The sequence below is a fragment of the Myxococcales bacterium genome, from assembly GCA_022184915.1.
Taxonomy (GTDB): domain Bacteria; phylum Myxococcota_A; class Polyangia; order Fen-1088; family Fen-1088; genus JAGTJU01.
Window position 1 is genome coordinate 1436964 of record JAGTJU010000001.1, and the last position, 18046, is coordinate 1455009.

Consider the following 18046-nt stretch of genomic DNA (forward strand, 5'->3'; position numbering starts at 1 on the left):
CCACCATGGCGCTGTCGAACGATCGGATTTTGGTGCGGGGCACGTCGCCCCACCAGCACGAACGCGAGGCGGTCGAGTTCGCGATCAAGGCGCTGCCCGATACGGCGCCTTACGTCCTGTGGGCGCTGGTCGACTTGGTCGACGGCAGTGGGAGACGCTACGACCTGGACTTGGTGGTCATCGGCTTCCACGCGCTTTACGTGGTGGAGATCAAGAGCCATCCGGGCCGCATCAGCGGTGACGTGGTCGACTGGGTGATCACGTTTCCCGAGGGGGGAACCACGCGCATCGAGAACCCGAACCGGCTGAACAACCACAAGGCCAAGGTGCTGGCCAGCATGCTGCAAAAGCGCTGGCGCTACCACGACCGGCCGGCGCCCTGGGTGCAGTCGCTGGTGTTTGCGTCAGCCGAAAACGTGGACGTGCAGCTGGAAGGGGCGGCCCGCCACCACGTGGTCACCCGGCAGTCATTCGCGCGGGCGTTGCAGTTCGGCGAATACCCGGGGGTCGACGCGCGCTCGTTGAAGTTCCCTCTGAACGGGCCACAGGTGCGGGAGACGGCACGGATTCTCCAGGAGATTGGCCTTCGCGAAAGCGCCACCAAACGGAAGGTGGGGGACTTGGTGCTGGGAAAGCTGTTGGTCGAGCACGACGGCTACCAGGACCACCTGGCCGAGAACGAAGCGATCAAGGACATCAAGGCGCGGGTGCGCACGTACCAGATCCCCGAGGGGTCGGGGCTGGAGCAGCGAACGTCGTTGATCCGGGCGGCAGAGCGTGAGGCGCGTGTTCTGACGGTGCTCTCGGATCACCCGAACATCCTCAAACTCCGCAATTACGTCACGGAGGGCCCGATGGGCGCGCCGGCTGTCGTGTTCGACAGCTTCGAGGGGGGCATGCCGCTGGATGCGTTCCTGAGGGCGCATCCAGACCTGGATCTGAACGAACGCACGGGGATCATCGCGCGCATCGCCGAGGCGCTGGCCTACTGCCATCGCAAATCTTACTTGCACCGGAATCTGGGGCCTTCTTCGGTGCTGGTTCGGCGCAATCCGGATGACGAGAAGCTCGAGATTCGGCTCTTCAACTTTCAGTTGGCGAAAGTCACGGACACCTCGACGACGACGATCCACAGCACCATGCACCTGACAGCGTGGCGGGAGGTCAGCGAGGAGATCTACGTGGCTCCGGAGGTGCTGGAAAACCCGAACAAGGCGAGCCGCCAAAGCGACATCTTCTCGCTGGGGGCGCTGGCGTACCTGATTCTGGTGGGCCGGCCGCCGGGGCGGAACCTGGTGGAACGGGAAGCGCTGCTCAAGCGGGGCTATCTGTCGCCGGCCACGGCGCGCGATGGCTTGGCCGAGGGCGACGTGGGGGGCGTTGGCGGGGGGCCTGAAGGTGTGGTCGAGTCAAGGGGGCTCGAGGACGTGATGGAGATGGCGACGTCGCGCAACCTGGTCATTCGCGCGGACGACGCAGCGGAATGGGCGGATCTGCTGATCGACGCGGTCACGGCGCCCACGCCGGAGCCGGAGGCCAGCCATGTGCACCCGCTGGAGGCGCGCAAGAACGACGTCATCGGGCCGAACATGCTGGTCACGGGGGTGCTGGGCTCGGGCTCGACGGCGCGCACGCTGCGGGTGGACATGGAGGGGGGGACGTTCGCGCTGAAGGTGGCGCTTTCTGCGGATCACGACGCGCGGCTGCAGGACGAAGCGGATGTTCTGGAGTTGCTCGACAAGGATCGGGGCTCGGATCGCATCGTCAAGCTGCATGGGGTGCACAAGGTGGGGGGCCGCACGTGCTTGCGGCTGACGTACGCGGGCCGCACGTTGGCGCGTGAGCTTTCGGAAGAGGGCGTGTTGAGTCTGGACTATGCCCGCCGCTGGGGGGAAGACCTGTTGCTGGCGCTGGAGCACCTGGAAGAGCGGGGCGTTCAGCATAGAGACATCAAGCCGGCGAACCTGGGGGTGCTGGAGGGGGATCAGAAGAAAAAGCGGCACTTGATGCTGTTCGACTTTTCGCTGTCGAAGGCGGACGCGCAGGAGATTCGGCAGGGCACGCCGGCGTACAGGGATCCTTTCCTGCCGGCACGGGGGCGATGGGACGATCATGCGGATCGCTATGCGGCGGCGATCACCTTGCACGAGATTCTGACGGGCGAGCGACCCCGCTGGGGGGAGCACGACACGGCCAGCGCCACGGATGCCGAGATCACGCTGGCGGCGGAGCGCTTCGACGCGACGATTCGCGAGGGGCTGGTTGGCTTTTTCAAGAAGGCTCTGGCGCGAGGTCTGAAAGACCGGTTTTCGTCGGCCGATGAGATGCGGCTCGAGTGGGTGCGTTCGATCGCACCGCCGTCGCGGGCGCGGGTGGTGGAGGCCAGCGCGGAGGTGGCGGATCCGGTGGCGGTGGGGGGGCCGCAGGGGCCTCTGGCTTTGCCGCCTGGGCTGAACCTGAACACGTCGGTCGAGGCGTTGCCGTTGCCGGCGCGGGCGAAAAACGCGCTTTACCGTGCGGGGGTTCTTCGGGTGGAGGATCTTCTGCGTTTGCCGAACAACCAGCTGTCGGCGATGCGGGGGGTGGGGCGGGGCACGGCGCGGGAGATCTTGGAGTTCGTGCAGCGGCCAGAGTTCGATGGGCTGCGCGCGGCTTTGGCCAGTTCTGTTGCGGGGCTGGTGCGTTTTGCGCCGGACTATGCGGGGGGGCCGATTCCGCTGCACGTGGTGGAATCGCTTTCGGCCGCGGCGGTGGACAGGCTCAGGCTGGCGGGGCTTTTGGATCTGCAAGCGGTGGCGGGGGCCAGTGCGCCCGTGGTGGCGCAGATTTTGAGTGACTGCGCGGGTGAGGCGGAGAAGCTGAAGGCGACGATGGGGGCGGCGTGGGTGCGCGAGTTTGCGCAGCAGCGCTCGCTGGACACGTGGCTCGAGGCGGCTTTGCCGGATCCGGCGCGGGCGAAGGGCAGTGGCAAGCCTTTGCTGTACGTGCGGCAGTTGTTCGGCCTGGATGCTGTGAAGGGGGGCTACGTCGACAGCGTGGCGAAGTTGGCGGCGGATCTGGGGGTGACGCGGCCGCTGATTTACCAGGCGGTGGCCAAGCTGAAGGAGGGGTGGTTGGCGCTGCCGTTTCTGGATCAGCTGCAGGCGCTGGTGACTGCGAGTTTGCCTCCGGGGGAAGACATGGCGCCTTTGTCTCGTGTGGCGCGGGCTCTGTCGGAATCGCTTTCGGGGGGGCCGGCTGCGGGGGGGGATCGGGTGAAGCGGGCTACGGCCTTGGTTCGGGTGGCGGTGGAGACGAATGAGGATCTGGTGCTGGGGCGGGTGCGCGATCAGCTGTGGCTGGGGCGGGTGGGCTGCGATTTCGGGCCGCTTCAGCAACTGGGTGATGAGGCGGACAAGCTGGCGCTGGCAGAGCCTCTGCTGTCTCCGGGGTTCGCGAAGGAGCGGCTGCGGCAGGCGGTCAGGGGCACGTCTTTGGCGGGGCTTGCAGACGAGCCTTTGATGGGGCTTGCGGTGGCGGCTTCGACGAAGGCGGCGAGCAGCGCGCGCATGGAGATCTACCCGCGGGGGTTGCAGGGGGGGCGGGCTTTGGATCTTTCGTTGGCTTCGTTGCCGCCGCGGGGGCTGGATGCGGCTTCGGTGCGGCAGATCGTGGCGGCGCGCTATCCGGATGCAGAGGCTTTGCCGGAAGACGGGGCTTTGCGGGGGCTGATGGAGGCGCGGGGTTATCGCTTCGATGTTGCGACGGGGCAGTTCGGGAGGCCGACTTCGGTGTTGGTGCGGTCTACGGAGGCGCCGTCCACGCGGATGGCCACGACGCACACGGGGCACCGGGAAAAGGTTGATCCTGAGGCGTTCGAGTTCAACCGCGACATCGAGGTGCGGGTGAAAAACCGGCGCTTCTGCGTGCTGGAGGTTTTGCCGGGGCTGGCGGTGCGGGCGGGGGCTGAGTTGGCGGGGCGTTTGGGGGTGGCGCCGCGGGATCTAGAGGCTGAATTGCTGGCGGCGGCGGATCGGCTGATGGCGGCGGATGGGGTGCAGGTGGGTACGGTATACGAGGCGGATCGTGTGGGGCCTGCGGGGGGGGAGTGGGATCAGCTGACGGGGTTGATGGACGACGCGGCGGGGGTGGTGCTGGAGGCGCTGAAGCAGGAGAGGGCGCCGCTGGTGTTGATGAACCCGGGGTTGTTGGCGCGCTATGGGCTGACGGGGTTTTTGAAGGGGTTGATCGCGCACGCGGGGGATCACGACGATGCGCCTGCGATTTTTCTGATCGTGCCTTCTGCGGGTGATGGGGGGGCGCGTATCTCGCATCCGCTGCGGGACTTGCCCATTCCGATCATCTCTCCGGCGCAGCGGTTGAGGGTGCCGGGCAATTGGCTGAAGAACTTGGACCGGGGGCGATACCCTTCGGCGTGAACGAGATGGCGAAGACGAACGCACGCAAGAAAAAGACTCTGACGCTCACGCAGGCTCTGGCTTCATTCCTGTCGCGGGTGCTGCTGCCTGATTTGAAGGAGAGGGCGGAGCAGGGGGGGGTAAAGGCGGCTTTGCAGCGCCAGCATGCGGCGGAGGTGGAGGGGAAGCGTACGGCGGATGGTTTTTTGGAATGGCAGGCGCGAACGCTGGAGCAGGTGGGGGCGGCGTGGGTGCTTTCGTGCGTGTTCGTGAGGACGTTGGAGGATCGGGGGCTTTTGGGGCAGCGGCGGCTGGCGGGGCCGGGGGCGGGGGATAGTGAGCAGTTGTTCTTTGAATTGGCGCCTTCTTTGACGGCGCGGGACTACCTTCTGGAGGTGTTCCGCGAGGTGGGGAGTTTGCCGGGGGCGGAGGAGCTTTTTGGGGCGCGGCACAATCCTGTGTGGCGGCTTTCGCCAAGCAACGAGGCGGCGCGGAAGCTGTTGGAGTTTTTCCGCGAGCCGGGTGAGGCGGGGGAGGGGCTGGCGTGGGAGTTCGCGGGGGGCGATACGCGGTTTTTGGGGGATCTGTATCAGGATCTTTCTGAAGAGGTGCGTAAGCGGTATGCGCTTTTGCAGACGCCGGACTTCGTAGAGCGGTTCATCCTGGATCAGACGCTGGAGCCGGCGATCGCGGAGTTCGGGCTGAAGGAGGTGCGGGTGATCGATCCGACGTGTGGATCGGGGCACTTTCTTTTGGGTGCTTTTGATCGGCTGGTGGATCACCGGTTGCGGGTGGAGCCGGGGATCGACGTGCGGACGCATGCGGCGGCGGCGTTGGAGCAGGTTTACGGGGTGGATGTGAATCCGTACGCGGTGGCGATCGCGCGGTTTCGGTTGACGCTGGCGTATCTGGAGAAGGCGGGGATCACGAAGCTGGCGCAGGCGCCGAAGTTGCCGCTGAATTTGGTGGTGGCGGATTCGTTGCTTCATGGCGGCAAGGGGCGCGAGATGCTGCTGGTCGAGCAGGATTCGGGGCAGATCGATCATGCGGCGTGGGGAACAGAGATGTTCGCGCTGGATGATCCGTTGGGAGCCCGAAAAGTGTTCAGGCAGCGGTACCACGCCGTGGTGGGCAACCCGCCGTATATCACCTGCAAGGACAGCGCCTTGCGCGAGGTCTATCGGGCTGCGTATCGAAGTGCTGCGGGGAAGTACGCGTTGGCGGCGCCGTTCACCGAGCGGTTCTTTGAGTTGGCGAGCGATGGCGGATTCGTGGGGCTCATCAACGCGAACTCGTTCATGAAGCGCGAGTTCGGGAAGCAGCTCATCGAGGAGGTGCTGCCCCGGCTCGACCTGACCCGCGTGATCGATACGTCGGGGGCCTACATACCCGGGCATGGAACGCCCACGGTGCTGCTGTTTGGTCGGAACCAAAAGCCGTCCTCGAGTTCCGTGAATGCGGTGCTGGGGAAGCGTGGGGAGCCGAGTACACCTGAAGACGCGGAACAGGGCTTCGTTTGGCGCTCGATCGCTGAACATGGTGCCGAGGTTGGGTTCGAGAATGAGTACGTCTCGGTCGCAGCAGTTGGGCGGGAGACACTCAACGCACATCCATGGTCGCTCGGGGGCGGCGGCGCTGCTGAGCTCAAGGAGTTGCTTGAGGACCGCACAGCGACGACGCTTGGAGACATCGCCGGCAGCATAGGCATCGCCAGCTTTACCCTGGAAGATGATGCTTTCCTTGCGACCGCCGATGTGTTTCGCCGAAATCGGGTTCCCGAGGAGCACACCCGAGAGATGATGATTGGTGAGTCGATCCGTGACTGGGGTGTAGGGGAGTGCCCGGTAGCCTTCTTTCCTTACGATTCAGATCTTCGTCCGATTAAGGATGAAGAGCTGGCTCTCCGTTATCTTTGGCCGTACAGGACCAATCTTGCGAACAACAAGCTGTTCGGCGGGAAGACCAAGGTGGAAGGCGGGCTTCGCTGGTACGAGTACGGGCGTCTTACGACAGACAAGCTCCGCACCCCCCTATCCATCGCCTTCGCCGAAGTCGCCACCCACAACCACTTCGTCCTCGACCGCGGCGGCAAGGTCTTCAAGCAGACAGCCCCCATCATCAAACTCCCCGAATCCGCCACCGAAGACGACCACCTAGCCCTCCTCGCCTACCTAAACAGCTCCACCGCCTGCTTCTGGATGAAACAGGTCTGTTATCCAAAAGGGGGAGACCATATGGGCGATGGGGGGCGCCTCTCGGCAACCAAGTGGCAAGACAGGTATGCCTTGGCTTCAAATGCCATTAAGCCGCTTCCCGTACCTGACCTCTCCGGCTTTGCCCCTTTCGGGGCGAAAATGTTGGCACTGGTCGAGGAGCGGAATGCGCTTCTGTCCGCACTCGCTGTCGCAGCCCCGGCGGCCGACTGGGGCGATCTAGTCGCTCGAGCCGAGGAGGACGACCGACGGCTTCTCGAGAAAATGGTTGTTCTGCAAGAGCAGCTCGACTGGTACACCTACCGCGCCTTCGGGCTGTCGGAGGCTGTCCGACGACGTGCCTGCATGGGTCGTGTCGCCTGGCCAACGACCATTCGAGTGCCTGGTCTGGGAGCGAATATCGGAAGGCGACCCCGATGCTCAATGGTTTGCGAGAAGCGGCTACTCTCGGCCCCCGAAGGATTTGCCAGCCGCCACGCTTCGCCTGGTCGAGTCTATAAGGAGCTCAACAGAGCTTTCCCTGATAGAGACGATGGACTATAAGCGCCGGTGGCAGGCCCCTGACTTCTCTGCCCGGGTGCGAACCGAGATCGAGCGTGCCTACTTACAGGCGTCTGAAGGGCTTCTTTCTGCATCGGTGCGGGTCTGGCGCGTTCGAGACGTGGCGCAGGCCGTTGGGCACACTGATCGCTTCCGGCGCTGGTCAGAGGTACACCCCGCTCTAGACGCCGATTCGATGGAAGAGGCTGAACGTCTTCTGCTTGCCCAAAGTACGCCATTCACAACGGCCTACCTTTTCAACGAGTCAGGAAAGGAGAAATACTCAGCCTGGCTCTCCACTTGGCATCTTCAGCGCCAGGAAGATTCGGGAGGGCAGGGCCCAGCCGAGACACCACCGAAGTTCATCGGGAAGGATTACCGACAGATGGACTATTGGGCGCTTAGGGGAGCGCTCAACGTCCCGAAAGAGGCTTTCATCTCCTACCCCGGCTGCGAGAAAGACAGCGACCCCACCCCCCTCATCGGTTGGGCCGGCTGGAACCACCTCCAGCGCGCCCAGGCCATCATCTCCCTTTACCAAGAGCGCAAAACCGAAGACGGCTGGCCCGCCGAGCGCCTGATGCCCATGCTCGTCGGCCTTCACGAACTCATGTTCTGGCTCGAGCTGTGGCACAGCAAACCCGAATCCGGCAGCCAAAACCCCTCCGCCGAGTTCAAAGCCTTCCTCGACGCCGAACTCGCCACCCACAAGCTCTCCATCTCCGACCTCGAAGCCTGGCGCCCCCCCACCCGCTCCGCCGCAAGCAAAGCTGGAAAAAGCCCCCGCAAGCGCCAGGCTACCCCCGAGGAACCATCGTATGAAGGTTGAGTCCATTCGCCTGAAGAACTTCCGCGCCTTTCGCGACGTACACATGCGCGAAATCCCGCGGTTTTGCGTGCTCGTCGGCGCCAACGGCACCGGCAAGAGCACCCTTTTCTCCGTCTTCGACTTCCTCAAAGAGGCCATGACCACCAACGTCACCACCGCCATGGGGCGCCTTGGTGGCAGCCGCGGCATCCGGGAGGTCAGGTCCCGCGGATCCGCCGGCCCCATCGAAATCGAGCTCAAGCTGCGGGTCGACCTGGGGCGGAATCAGCCCAGCCTCATCACCTACGTCCTTTCAATAGACGAAGAAGGAGGCCGCCCCGTCGTCGAACGAGAGATCCTGAAGTACCGACGGGGCAGCAGCGGCAAACCCTGGCACTTTCTCGATTTCAGCCGAGGCTCCGGCCACGCCGTCACCAACGAACTCGACTCCGTCCAAGACGAAAACCAGCTCGAACGAGAAGCGCAGACCCTCAAAAGCCCCGACATCCTCGCCATCAAGGGCCTCGCCCAATTCGAACGCTTCCCCGCCGCCGTGGCCCTAGGAAACCTGATCGAAAACTGGCACCTCTCCGACTTCCACATCAGCCGCGCCCGCCCCGAACAAGAGATCGGGTACGCCGAACACCTCTCCCGGGAAGGCGAGAACCTCTCCCTCGTCATCGAGTTTCTCAACAAGCAGCATCCCGCCCTCTTCGACGAGATCCTATCCCGGCTCGCCCGGCGCATTCCCGGCATCAAGAAGGTCGATTCCAAAGTCACCGAAGAAGGCCGCGTGCTGCTCCGCTTTCAGGACGGCGCCTTCGAGGATCCCTTTCTCGCGCGGTACGTCTCCGACGGAACCATCAAGATGCTCGCCTACCTCGTGCTCCTGCTCGATCCCAACCCCCGCCCCCTGCTTTGCGTCGAGGAGCCCGAGAACCAGCTCTACCCCTCGCTCCTGACCGACCTTGCCGAGGAGTTCCGATCCTACGCCGTGCAAGGCGGCCAGGTCTTCGTTTCCACCCACTCCCCCGACTTCCTCAACGCCGTGGAACTGGACGAAGCCTTCTGGCTCGTGAAGAACCCCGATGGCTTCACCACCATCAAACGCGCCCGGGACGACGAGCAGCTTGCCGCTTACGTCGCCGAAGGCGACAAGCTCGGCCACCTGTGGAAGCTAGGCCTGCTCGAAGGAGCCGATCCCCGGTGAGGCACCTCGTGTTCTTGTTGGAAGAGCCCTCTGCCAGGGATCTGCTGGAGCACGTCGTGCCCCGCATCGTGCCCGCACCCGACGTTTCCGCCTCCTACCTCGTCTTTGAAGGCAAGAGCGATCTCGAGAAGGGCATGACCACCAAGATGCGTGCCTGGCGCCGGCCCAACTCCGGCTTTGTCGTTCTGCGCGACCAGGACGCCGGTGACTGCCGCAAGGTGCGCCAGAAGCTCTTCGATCTCGCCGAGGCGTCCCAGCAGGCTCTCTTCACCGTGCGCGTCGCCTGCCGTGAGCTCGAATCCTGGATCCTGGGTGACTGGACCGCCGTGGCCAGGGCTTTCGACAAGCCTGCCCTGGAAGCGCAGTCCCGGAAAGCCACTTACAAGAACCCCGACCTTCTCAGCAACCCCGTGGAAGAGTTGCGCAAGCACATTCCCACTTACCAAAAACGCGACGGTGCACGCCGCGTCGGGGCTCACCTCGACCTCGCTCGCAACTGCTCCCCCAGCTTCCGCGCCTTCTGTACCGGCGTTCAGAAGCTGGTGAACGCCATCGGAACCACCGCCTCATGAAGCGGCTGTGCCCCATCATGGATGTAGGTTCGCCTACCACCAGCATAAGTGCCCTCCTGGCCCGGAGAGCTCCGATAAATGTTGGTCGAGCTCCGATAAAAGTTGCTCGGGCTCCGATAAACATTGCCCGGGCTCCGGTAGCCGCAGCAGATTTCCGGCTGTCTCTGGCCGAGGCGAAGCCATGAAGCACGTCGGCCTCATGCTCTCCTTCATAGTGACGCTGGCGACAGTACACGTTGGGTGCAACCACCACCACCATGAGGCGTCGAAAGGGCAAGCCTCGTCGGTGGCTAAAACGCCAGCCCTGGATATTTCCGAGGAGGAGCGATGTGCGGTGGTCGCGACCATTCTTACCGCGCCGCTCTGGGGCAAGGAGGAAGGGTCTTCGCTGGATGTTGCCATAGAGCGAGGTGGTGCCGGCGTTCCCCTCGTCGCGGCGACTCAGATCACGTCTTTGGGCAGATCTCCCGGGCCCCTCTTTCCCGAGACCCACGCATGCAGTGATCGCTTGACCGTCTCGCCGCAGGGGCGAAGCGACGCCGCCTTTCAGATCTCCCTCGCCCGTTCCGCAGACGAAACCCTGACGTTTGCCGTCTCGGGTTACGGGAAGTCCGCGTCGGGGCGCCTCGCAAAGGATCCGCGCGGCGAATGGACCATCCAGCCCCCCCAAACCGAAGCGAGAGAACCTCGCACCCTCGATGCGGCCCCGGTCGAAAGCACTCTTTCTGCGCCGGTCGCCCCCGGCATCGCGGAAGCCAGGTTCGAGGTGGACACAGGCGGAGACATCATGGGAGCGCCCGCACGTCAATCAGGCCTGGTCTTCGTCGTGCGCTTCGGAACACGTGAGCTGCGCCAAACCATCGCAAGCTGCGACGAGGTCACACGTGGCAGCGCTCTGGGCGACCTCGACAACGGGGTTTTGGACATCGCGGATTGCGGTGGCTTGTTCCGTCTCGTCAGTCGCAAAGGTGAAGTTGTGGTCGAGCAAGAACTCGAGCCAGGCGCCCCCCCGCGCGGCATCGCGAGATTGAACCTCCCGGGCGGCATTCACCGCGTCGTAAACAGCTCAAAGCCGAGAGGCAGGTAACATGGCTGATGTTCTGGCGTCTCTTTCCCCCCAGCAAGTAGCCGGGTTCTACGGCCGGCTCGCGAACAGCGTCGATGCACGCAAGGGCAAGCTCGAGGTGTCTCTTGCAGCCATGCTGATGCGGCTGTGGCTGGAGAACCGCAAGAAGGGCGACGTCCTCACGATAGACGCGCCTGCACATCTCCGTGGCCATGAGCAGACGAAATCCACCTTGGAGTACCACCGGCGGGTTTTTCTCACGCAGGATCAGGCTCGACTTGGCTCAAAATCGGCCTGGGCGGGGAATGACGCTGATCGGGATCTCCTCTACTCACTGCATGGCTTTCAGCTTCATTCGTCTGTAACCCTGGCAGGTGTTGACCTGCCTCTCCACCCGGTGACCAAGAAGTCTCCAGGTGTCCGCGTCTCGTTCCAGTCCTTCATGACTTACGCGTGGGACATCTATGACTGGGACTACTCCGAGCACCTGACCGTCCCGAATCCCGATTACGGCAGTCGTTCACCTGATGCGGTCGCACCCAAGTCGGAGACCGTCGTCGTCTATCACAAGCACGCCAAACGCATCGAGGACGCCGGTTTGGCCGCCCCCTACAAGTTCCAAACCCGTCCCTGGCGCGTGCTCGACGCCGGCCTCGTGGCGCCAGCTGACGTCGATCCCTCACGAAACCTCAGATAGCCGAGCCAAGCCCATGACCGACCTCCGCTCCCTCCTCGACCTCCCCGTACGCGTCCAGAAGAGCCAGTTCGTCGTCGATCTGAACAAGAGCATCGGCGAGCCCGATAGCATTGTCCAGAACTACGCCGTCACCTCCCAGATCCACGACGCCTACGACCGCGCCCTGGGCTTCGTGCAAACCGCCATCACCGATCGCCAAAACGTTGCCTCTTACCTCCACGGCAGCTTCGGATCCGGCAAAAGCCATTTCATGGCCATGCTCAGCCTCATGCTGGGCAACCACCCCGGCGTGTGGAGCACCCCCGAGCTGCACGATCTTCGGGTCAAACACGAGTGGATCAAGCAACGCAAGATTCTGCGCCTTCACTTCAACATGATCGGCGCCGAAAGCCTCGAAGCCCAGATCTTCGGCGGCTACGTCAAATACGTCCGGGAAAACCACCCCGAAGCCACGCTCCCCCCCCTCTTCGAAGACGCCCACCTCTTCACCGACGCCGCCCGCATGCGGCAGACCCTCGGTGATGACGCCTTCTTTGCCAAGCTCAACGAATCCCAGCCTGCCGCAGCCACCAGCAGCGGCTGGGGCAAACGCAAGGCCGCCCTCGGCTGGGACGCCGAACGGTTCGCCCACACCATCAGCAGCGACGACCCCCTCGAGCGCGCCAAGCTCGTCACCGCCCTCACCAACACCCTCTTCACCGCCTTCGCCAAGGACCGCCGTGACGGCTACGTCAGCTTCGACAAGGGCCTGGCCGCGATGTGCCAGCACGCCAAAGCCGAGCTGGGCGCCGATTGTCTGGTGCTGTTCCTCGACGAGCTGATCCTGTGGCTGGGCAGCATCGCCGCCAACCGCGCCCGGATGACCTCCGAGGTTCCCAAGCTCAGCAAGCTCGTGGAACGGCAAGAGCAGGGAGATGGGGTTCCCGTTGTCAGCTTCGTGGCCCGCCAGCGCGACATCTCCGAGATCGTCAGCGAAGAGTACATCGGTCCCGAACACTCTCACCTCCGCGACGCCCTGGCGTTTTGGCATGGCCGCTTCAACGAGATCACGCTCGGCGACGCCAACCTGCCCGAGATCGTCGAAAAGCGCGTCGTTCGCCCCAAAGACGAAGACGCCCGAAAGCGCCTGAACGAAGCCTTTTCCCGCCTCCGCTCCGAACTCGGCACCGGCAACCCCTGGGGCACCCTCCTCGGCAAAGAAGGCACGGAAGCCGCATTCCGCCGCGTGTACCCCTTCAGCCCCGTGCTGATCGAAACCCTCATTGCCCTTTCGCACCTGCTTCAGCGCGAGCGCACCGCCCTCAAGGTGCTCATGGAGCTGCTGGTCGAGCACATCCCCGAACACATGCCCGATTTCCAGCTCGGCCAAGTCGTGCCCGTGGGCGAGCTTTACGACGTGCTGGCCGCCGGTGAAGAGCCCATGGACGGCAAGCATCGCGAGATGTTCCGCCAGGCCAAGCGTGTGTATCAGCACGAACTGTTGCCCGTCATTCAGGCCCACGGCAGCGGCAACCCCCGCGCTGATCAAAGGCTGATCAAAACCCTGATCCTGGCCGCCCTGGTTCCCCGCGTCGATTCTCTCAAAGACCTCACCGTCAGCCGCCTCGTGCAGCTGAACCACGGCAGCATCAAGACCATCATTCCCGGTGGAGAAGTTCAGCAAGCGGCGAGCCGCCTGCGCGAATGGGCCGCCAGCGTCCACAACCTGCGCGTGGGCGAAGGCGCCGATCCCAGCGTCACCCTCGTCCTCGATGACATCGACACAAGCCAAATCATCAAGGACGCCGAGAGCACCTACAACACCGAAGGCGCCAAACGGGCCAAGCTGCAAGAGATCTTGTACAAGGCGCTGGGCCTGGACGAAGACGCGGGCGGTGAACTCGAGCACAAGCTCATTTGGCGTGGGTCGCGGCGCGTAGGCAGCCTGATCTACGGCAACGTGCGCGAGATGGACGACGTGCTTTTCCAGGTGCCCCCCCATCACGATTTCCGCGTCATCCTCGATTACCCCTTCGACAAAGACGGCCACGGCCCCGACGAAGATCGGGCCAAGATCGCCGCGCTCCAAGAGGCCGGCAAGAGCGAGCCCGTCATCATCTGGGTGCCCAGCTTCTTCGGCGACAAGATCATGAAGGCCCTGGGTGAGCTCGTCACCATCGATCGCATCCTCGAGCCCCTCAACTTCAAGGGACACGTGGCCAACCTGCGTCCCGACGACCAAACGCGGACGCGCCAGGCGTTGGAACACCTGCGCAACCAGAAGCACGCCATGGTGCGCGCCGCCCTCAGCGTGGCTTACGGCCTGCGCACCCAGGATTCCGGGGGGTACCTGGACGAGGTGCGCAGCATCGACCAGCACTTCTTCTCGCTTTATCCCAACTGCCGCCTGCGCACCCCCGCCCAGACCGAATTCGGCAAGGCCGTGGAAACCGCCGTCGGCGAGATGATGGAGTCGCGGTACCCCCGCCACCCCCGCTTCGAGCCTCACGATCGCCCGGTCACCGCGGCCCGACTGGAAAAAGCGTTCGAGGCGTTCGAACGCGTGTGCGGCAACCGCGAACGGCGCGTGCCGATCGATCGCAACGATCTGCCCGATTACGCCCTCTCCGCCAGCCTGGGCCTGCTGGATCTCTCCGAGGCCACCGCCACCCTGTCCCCGCGTTTCACTCAGGAAATCGACAAGCGCCTGCGCGCCGAGGGCATCGACACGCCCACAGTCGATCAGGTCAAGCGGTTCTTCGATCCCGAGCGCGTGCAAGGCCTGCTGCCCGAGGTGGCCGATTTCGTCGTGCGCTGCTTTGCGCTGGCCACGCATCGCGAGATCTGGAGCGCAGGGCGCCCCCAAACCGAGTTGAAGCTGGGCAAGCTCGGGCGGGACTGGGAGCTGGTGCAGAGCAAGCTGCCCAGCCAATCCGAATGGGACGCCGCCGCGGCTCTGGCCGGCAGCCTCTTCGGCTTCAGCGTGGGCAAGGCGCTGAACGTGAACAACCTGCGGGATCTTTCGGAGCGGCTCAACAAGGCCGTGCGCAAGGCCCTCGACGACAAGGCCGAGCGCATCGCCGGCCTGCTCGCGGCCCGGTGCCAGGCGCTTCCTGGCGCCGACGCCGCCGCCCAGGGGCCCCGCCTCAAGACCGCCGAGGACGTGGGCCGCTTGCTGGGGGCCCTTGCCACCCAGGACCCCGTGGCCCAGGCCAAGGTGCTGGCCAGCTTCCAGCCGCAGACGTCACCCAAGGCGATGCAAAGGCACCTGCTCGCAGCCGCAGGCACCATGCGGGCCTTGCAGGACGACGTGGCGTTCAATGCGCTAGGCGCGCTCGATCCGCTGAGCGCCGGCGAGCAGGGCCAGATCCTGGAGCGGATCGCCACCGTGCTGGCCAGTGACGAGCTCAACGAGTCGCTGGAGGCGGGAGTCCGTGAGGCGGCCTTGGCCGCACAGCGGGCGGCCCGGCCGGTAGCACCCCACGTGCCTCCCGTCACACCGGGGCCACGGGGCGCGCAGGTGGTCAGCAAAGGCAGCGCCGATTTTCCGGCCCGTGAGGCTCATGACCGTTTGGCGAGCCTCGGCCGCGAGATGGCGGCGGCGCTCGAGGAGGCCGGGCCCGGGGCGCGGGTCGTGTTGACGTGGCAAGTGGTCAAGGAACCCGCGGAATGACCATGAAAGCCCCACACCTCACCCGGCAGGACCTCGCCGTCGAGCTTCAGCGCTTTCACAAGCCGCCAGAAGGGAGCAAGCGGGCGCACCGCTCGTTCAACACGGCCTTCTACGGCTTTGGTGAGCGGGACCGGGTGAGTGTGCAGATCGGGGCGGACAGCCACGATTTCGAGATCGTTCCCGTAAAGTGCGAGCTCGAGCTCCGCAAAGAGTTGGGGCGCATCGAGCGGGAAAATGCGCAGGCGGCCTTCCTCGTCGACTTCACCGAACGGCTGCCGCTCGATCTGGGGGGCCGCCTCGCCAGTGGTGACCTGCAATGGGTCAGCCCCGAGCGGCGCCTCAGCAATTTGTTTGGCGTGCGCGGCGTGCAGGCGCGGCTCCTGGAAAGCCCCCTGGCCGACGTGTTGCTACAGGACGGCAGGCCGCTGCCCCCGCCCAAAGGCGTGACCACCATCTCCCTCGAGAGCGCGTGGCGCCAGTATCTCTCACGCGCCGTGGGGTTGCCCAGCGAAGAGACGCTCAGCGAAGAGTTCGTGCTGGCGTTCTTTGCAACCCGCTCGAAGGCACTCATGGACCCGGAGTTCGAGCGCGCTCTGGACCATGCAGAGTCGGGTGCCAAGTTCGCGGCGGCGGTCGACTCGTTTTGGGCCGGCAGCGTCGGGCCCGTGGCCGCGCTTTCCTGGCGCAGCTGGCGCAAGGGGCGGGCGCCCCACGTGGCGGCCATGGCGTTCGTGCTGGACGGGCTGAAAGAGCGGCTTTCCCACGATGCCGTTCGGATCTTCCTCGAGATGAGGCTGCAAGAGTTTCCGTCTGCGGGGGCCCTCGATGTTGCTTTCCTGCTGCGGTGGGCGGAGCTGGCGCCCAAGCTGGATCTGCGCCTCAGGCCGCCGGCGCCCACACGTGATCCCCTCGTCGCCGCGCCCGCGCATCCCGATCACCTCAGGGACATCTTGCGCATCGCCGAGGAGCTGGCGGGAACGGCCATCAGGCCTCAGCTCGGCGCCAGCCGCTACCTGGCCGCAGGGTTCGACGCCACGAAACAAGCCCTGGCCAGCGCCCTCTCGGCGGCCGTTGCCGGCGTGGGCCCCGACGGAGCTGGTTCAATCAACCGCGACGACGTCACGCGGGCCTTGTCTCTTTATCAAGCGCTGAGGAGCCACCGCCTGGCGGAAGATCCCGCCAAGAGCGCGGGGCTGAGGCGCCTCGACATGGCGATGCGCCTGGCGATCTATCTGGCCGAGCGGCCCAGCGAGGCGGACCTGGCACCGGTGGGCATGCCCACGGAAGTGGTGTATCGCACGGCCGAGCACTTCGTGCGGGAAGGGGGCTTTGTCGACTGGGCGCGGCGCCTGGTGCGGGGCGGGCACGAAGGCGATGCCCTCGAGGCCGCCATGGCCGAGGTCGCCGCCGCGGCGGACCGCTACCGAGACCGCATGGACGAGCTCTTTGCCAGAGGCCTCCCCGCGTGGAATGAGCAGAGAAAGCTCGGGCGTCTTTTGCCGATCGAAAAGGCGCTCGATCGACTTGGTCTCGAGTTTCTGCAGGCGGGTGCGCATCGCAAGTTGCTGATCCTCGTGATGGACGGCATGTCTTGGGCGAGCGCCGTCGAGATCCTCACCGACATCGCCGAGCTGGGGTTCCGGCCCCTGCGTTGGCGACCCGCCAATCCGTCGTGGGAAGGCAAGCTGCCGCCGATGGCGGCGGCCTTTCCCACGATGACCCAGGTCAGCCGGGCCGCGCTGTTCGCAGGGAAGTTGATGCGCCCCGGGGATGCGCTGCAGACCACCGACGATCCCCAGTGGCTCCAGGAGCACAAGGGCTTCACCGACCTGCTGCGCGCCGGCCCCCGGCTGTTGTTGCGGACCGACGCCGAAGATGAGACCGGACACCTCAAGGAAGAGGCCCGCAAGCTGATCAAACGAGACGATCGCGCCGTCGCGCTCGTCCTGAACGCCATCGACGACCAGCTCTCCAACACGCCCGGCTACCAGGTTCAATACAACCGGCATTCCATCAAAGCGCTCGAGCCTGTGCTGGCCCTGGCCAAGGAGTCCGGACGCGCCATCCTGCTCATCGCGGACCACGGCCACGTGCAGGCTTCGCGGCCCCACACCGCGGTCGACGCGACCGGAGCAGATAGCCCCCGCTTTCGCGAACTGGAGGAGGGTGAGCTGCCCTTGCCCCAGGAAATCGTGCTGGCGGGGCCTGCCGCTTACACCAGCCGCAAGAGCCGGCGCCTGGCGATGTTGTACCGCGAGACCGACCGGTACTCCCGCAAGAAGAACCTGGGCGAACATGGTGGCGCCAGTTTAGCCGAGGTGATCACGCCGGCGATTCTCATTGCCAGTGAGGATCTGGCCCAGACTGCCCACGAGAGCGATCAGCCCAGCCTCGACGTGGTGTCGTATCCCGTGCCGCCTTGGTGGGATCTGAAGCTGACCCTGCCGTTGCAGGCCACGAAGACCGACGCACCTCCTGAACCCGTACGTGACCGCCCCAAGGCGCGCAAGGGCGACGAAAACCCCAAGCAAGGGAAGCTCTTTGAGTTGCCTCCGGCGCTGGCTCCCGAGCCCGAAGCCGAGACGCCCTCACGCTCCGTTTGGGCCGAGCGGCTCACCAAGGTCTTTGCCAAAGACAGCGGGCCCCGGCGGGATCTTCTGCGCAAGCATGTGATCCCCGTCGTGGAGCTTTTGGTAGAGCACGGGGGCAGCCTGTCCGAGGCGGTCTTTGCGGGCCAGCTCGACGAGGCGCCCCGGAACGTGGGCGGCCGCGTTGCGATCGCCGCCGAGTTTCTCAACGAAGACGGATACGCCGTCATTCAGCATGACATGGCCGGCAAGCAGGTGATCCTGAACCGGGATCTGCTGGCTCAACTGTTTGGAGAGTGAAGG

General features: G+C 64.9%; 9 protein-coding genes. All 9 read left to right on the top strand.

Features of this window, described 5'->3' with window-relative positions; genetic code table 11:
- The first annotated feature begins 5 nt into the window (after nucleotides 1-5).
- Nucleotides 6-4418, top strand: coding sequence for a protein kinase (locus KA712_05950; protein ID MCG5052483.1), 4413 nt, complete (start codon nucleotides 6-8; stop codon nucleotides 4416-4418).
- Nucleotides 4415-7153, top strand: coding sequence for a BREX-2 system adenine-specific DNA-methyltransferase PglX (gene pglX / locus KA712_05955; protein ID MCG5052484.1), 2739 nt, complete (start codon nucleotides 4415-4417; stop codon nucleotides 7151-7153). The genes KA712_05950 and pglX overlap by 4 nt, the downstream gene beginning before the upstream one ends.
- 382 nt (nucleotides 7154-7535) lie before the next feature.
- The gene (locus tag KA712_05960; protein MCG5052485.1) at nucleotides 7536-7979 is read left to right on the top strand and encodes a hypothetical protein; all 444 of its coding nucleotides are present in this window, start codon (nucleotides 7536-7538) and stop codon (nucleotides 7977-7979) included.
- The gene (locus KA712_05965) at nucleotides 7969-9168 is read left to right on the top strand and encodes an AAA family ATPase (GenBank protein ID MCG5052486.1); all 1200 of its coding nucleotides are present in this window, start codon (nucleotides 7969-7971) and stop codon (nucleotides 9166-9168) included. Before KA712_05960 ends, KA712_05965 begins: the two co-directional genes overlap by 11 nt.
- Nucleotides 9165-9740: a DUF4276 family protein gene (locus KA712_05970; protein MCG5052487.1), complete on the top strand. Its 576-nt coding sequence runs from the start codon at nucleotides 9165-9167 to the stop codon at nucleotides 9738-9740. The genes KA712_05965 and KA712_05970 overlap by 4 nt, the downstream gene beginning before the upstream one ends.
- Before the next feature lie 181 nt (nucleotides 9741-9921).
- Nucleotides 9922-10827: a hypothetical protein gene (locus KA712_05975; protein MCG5052488.1), complete on the top strand. Its 906-nt coding sequence runs from the start codon at nucleotides 9922-9924 to the stop codon at nucleotides 10825-10827.
- Between the two features lies 1 nt (nucleotide 10828).
- On the top strand, nucleotides 10829-11503 hold the full coding sequence (locus KA712_05980) for a hypothetical protein (GenBank protein ID MCG5052489.1): 675 nt from the start codon (nucleotides 10829-10831) through the stop codon (nucleotides 11501-11503).
- 13 nt (nucleotides 11504-11516) lie between these two features.
- Entirely contained in the window at nucleotides 11517-15155 is a 3639-nt protein-coding gene (locus KA712_05985) for a hypothetical protein (protein ID MCG5052490.1), read from the top strand.
- Between the two features lie 2 nt (nucleotides 15156-15157).
- A complete protein-coding gene (gene pglZ / locus KA712_05990) occupies nucleotides 15158-18043 on the top strand; it encodes a BREX-2 system phosphatase PglZ (GenBank protein ID MCG5052491.1) in 2886 nt (961 codons plus the stop codon).
- Nucleotides 18044-18046: the final 3 nt, after the last annotated feature.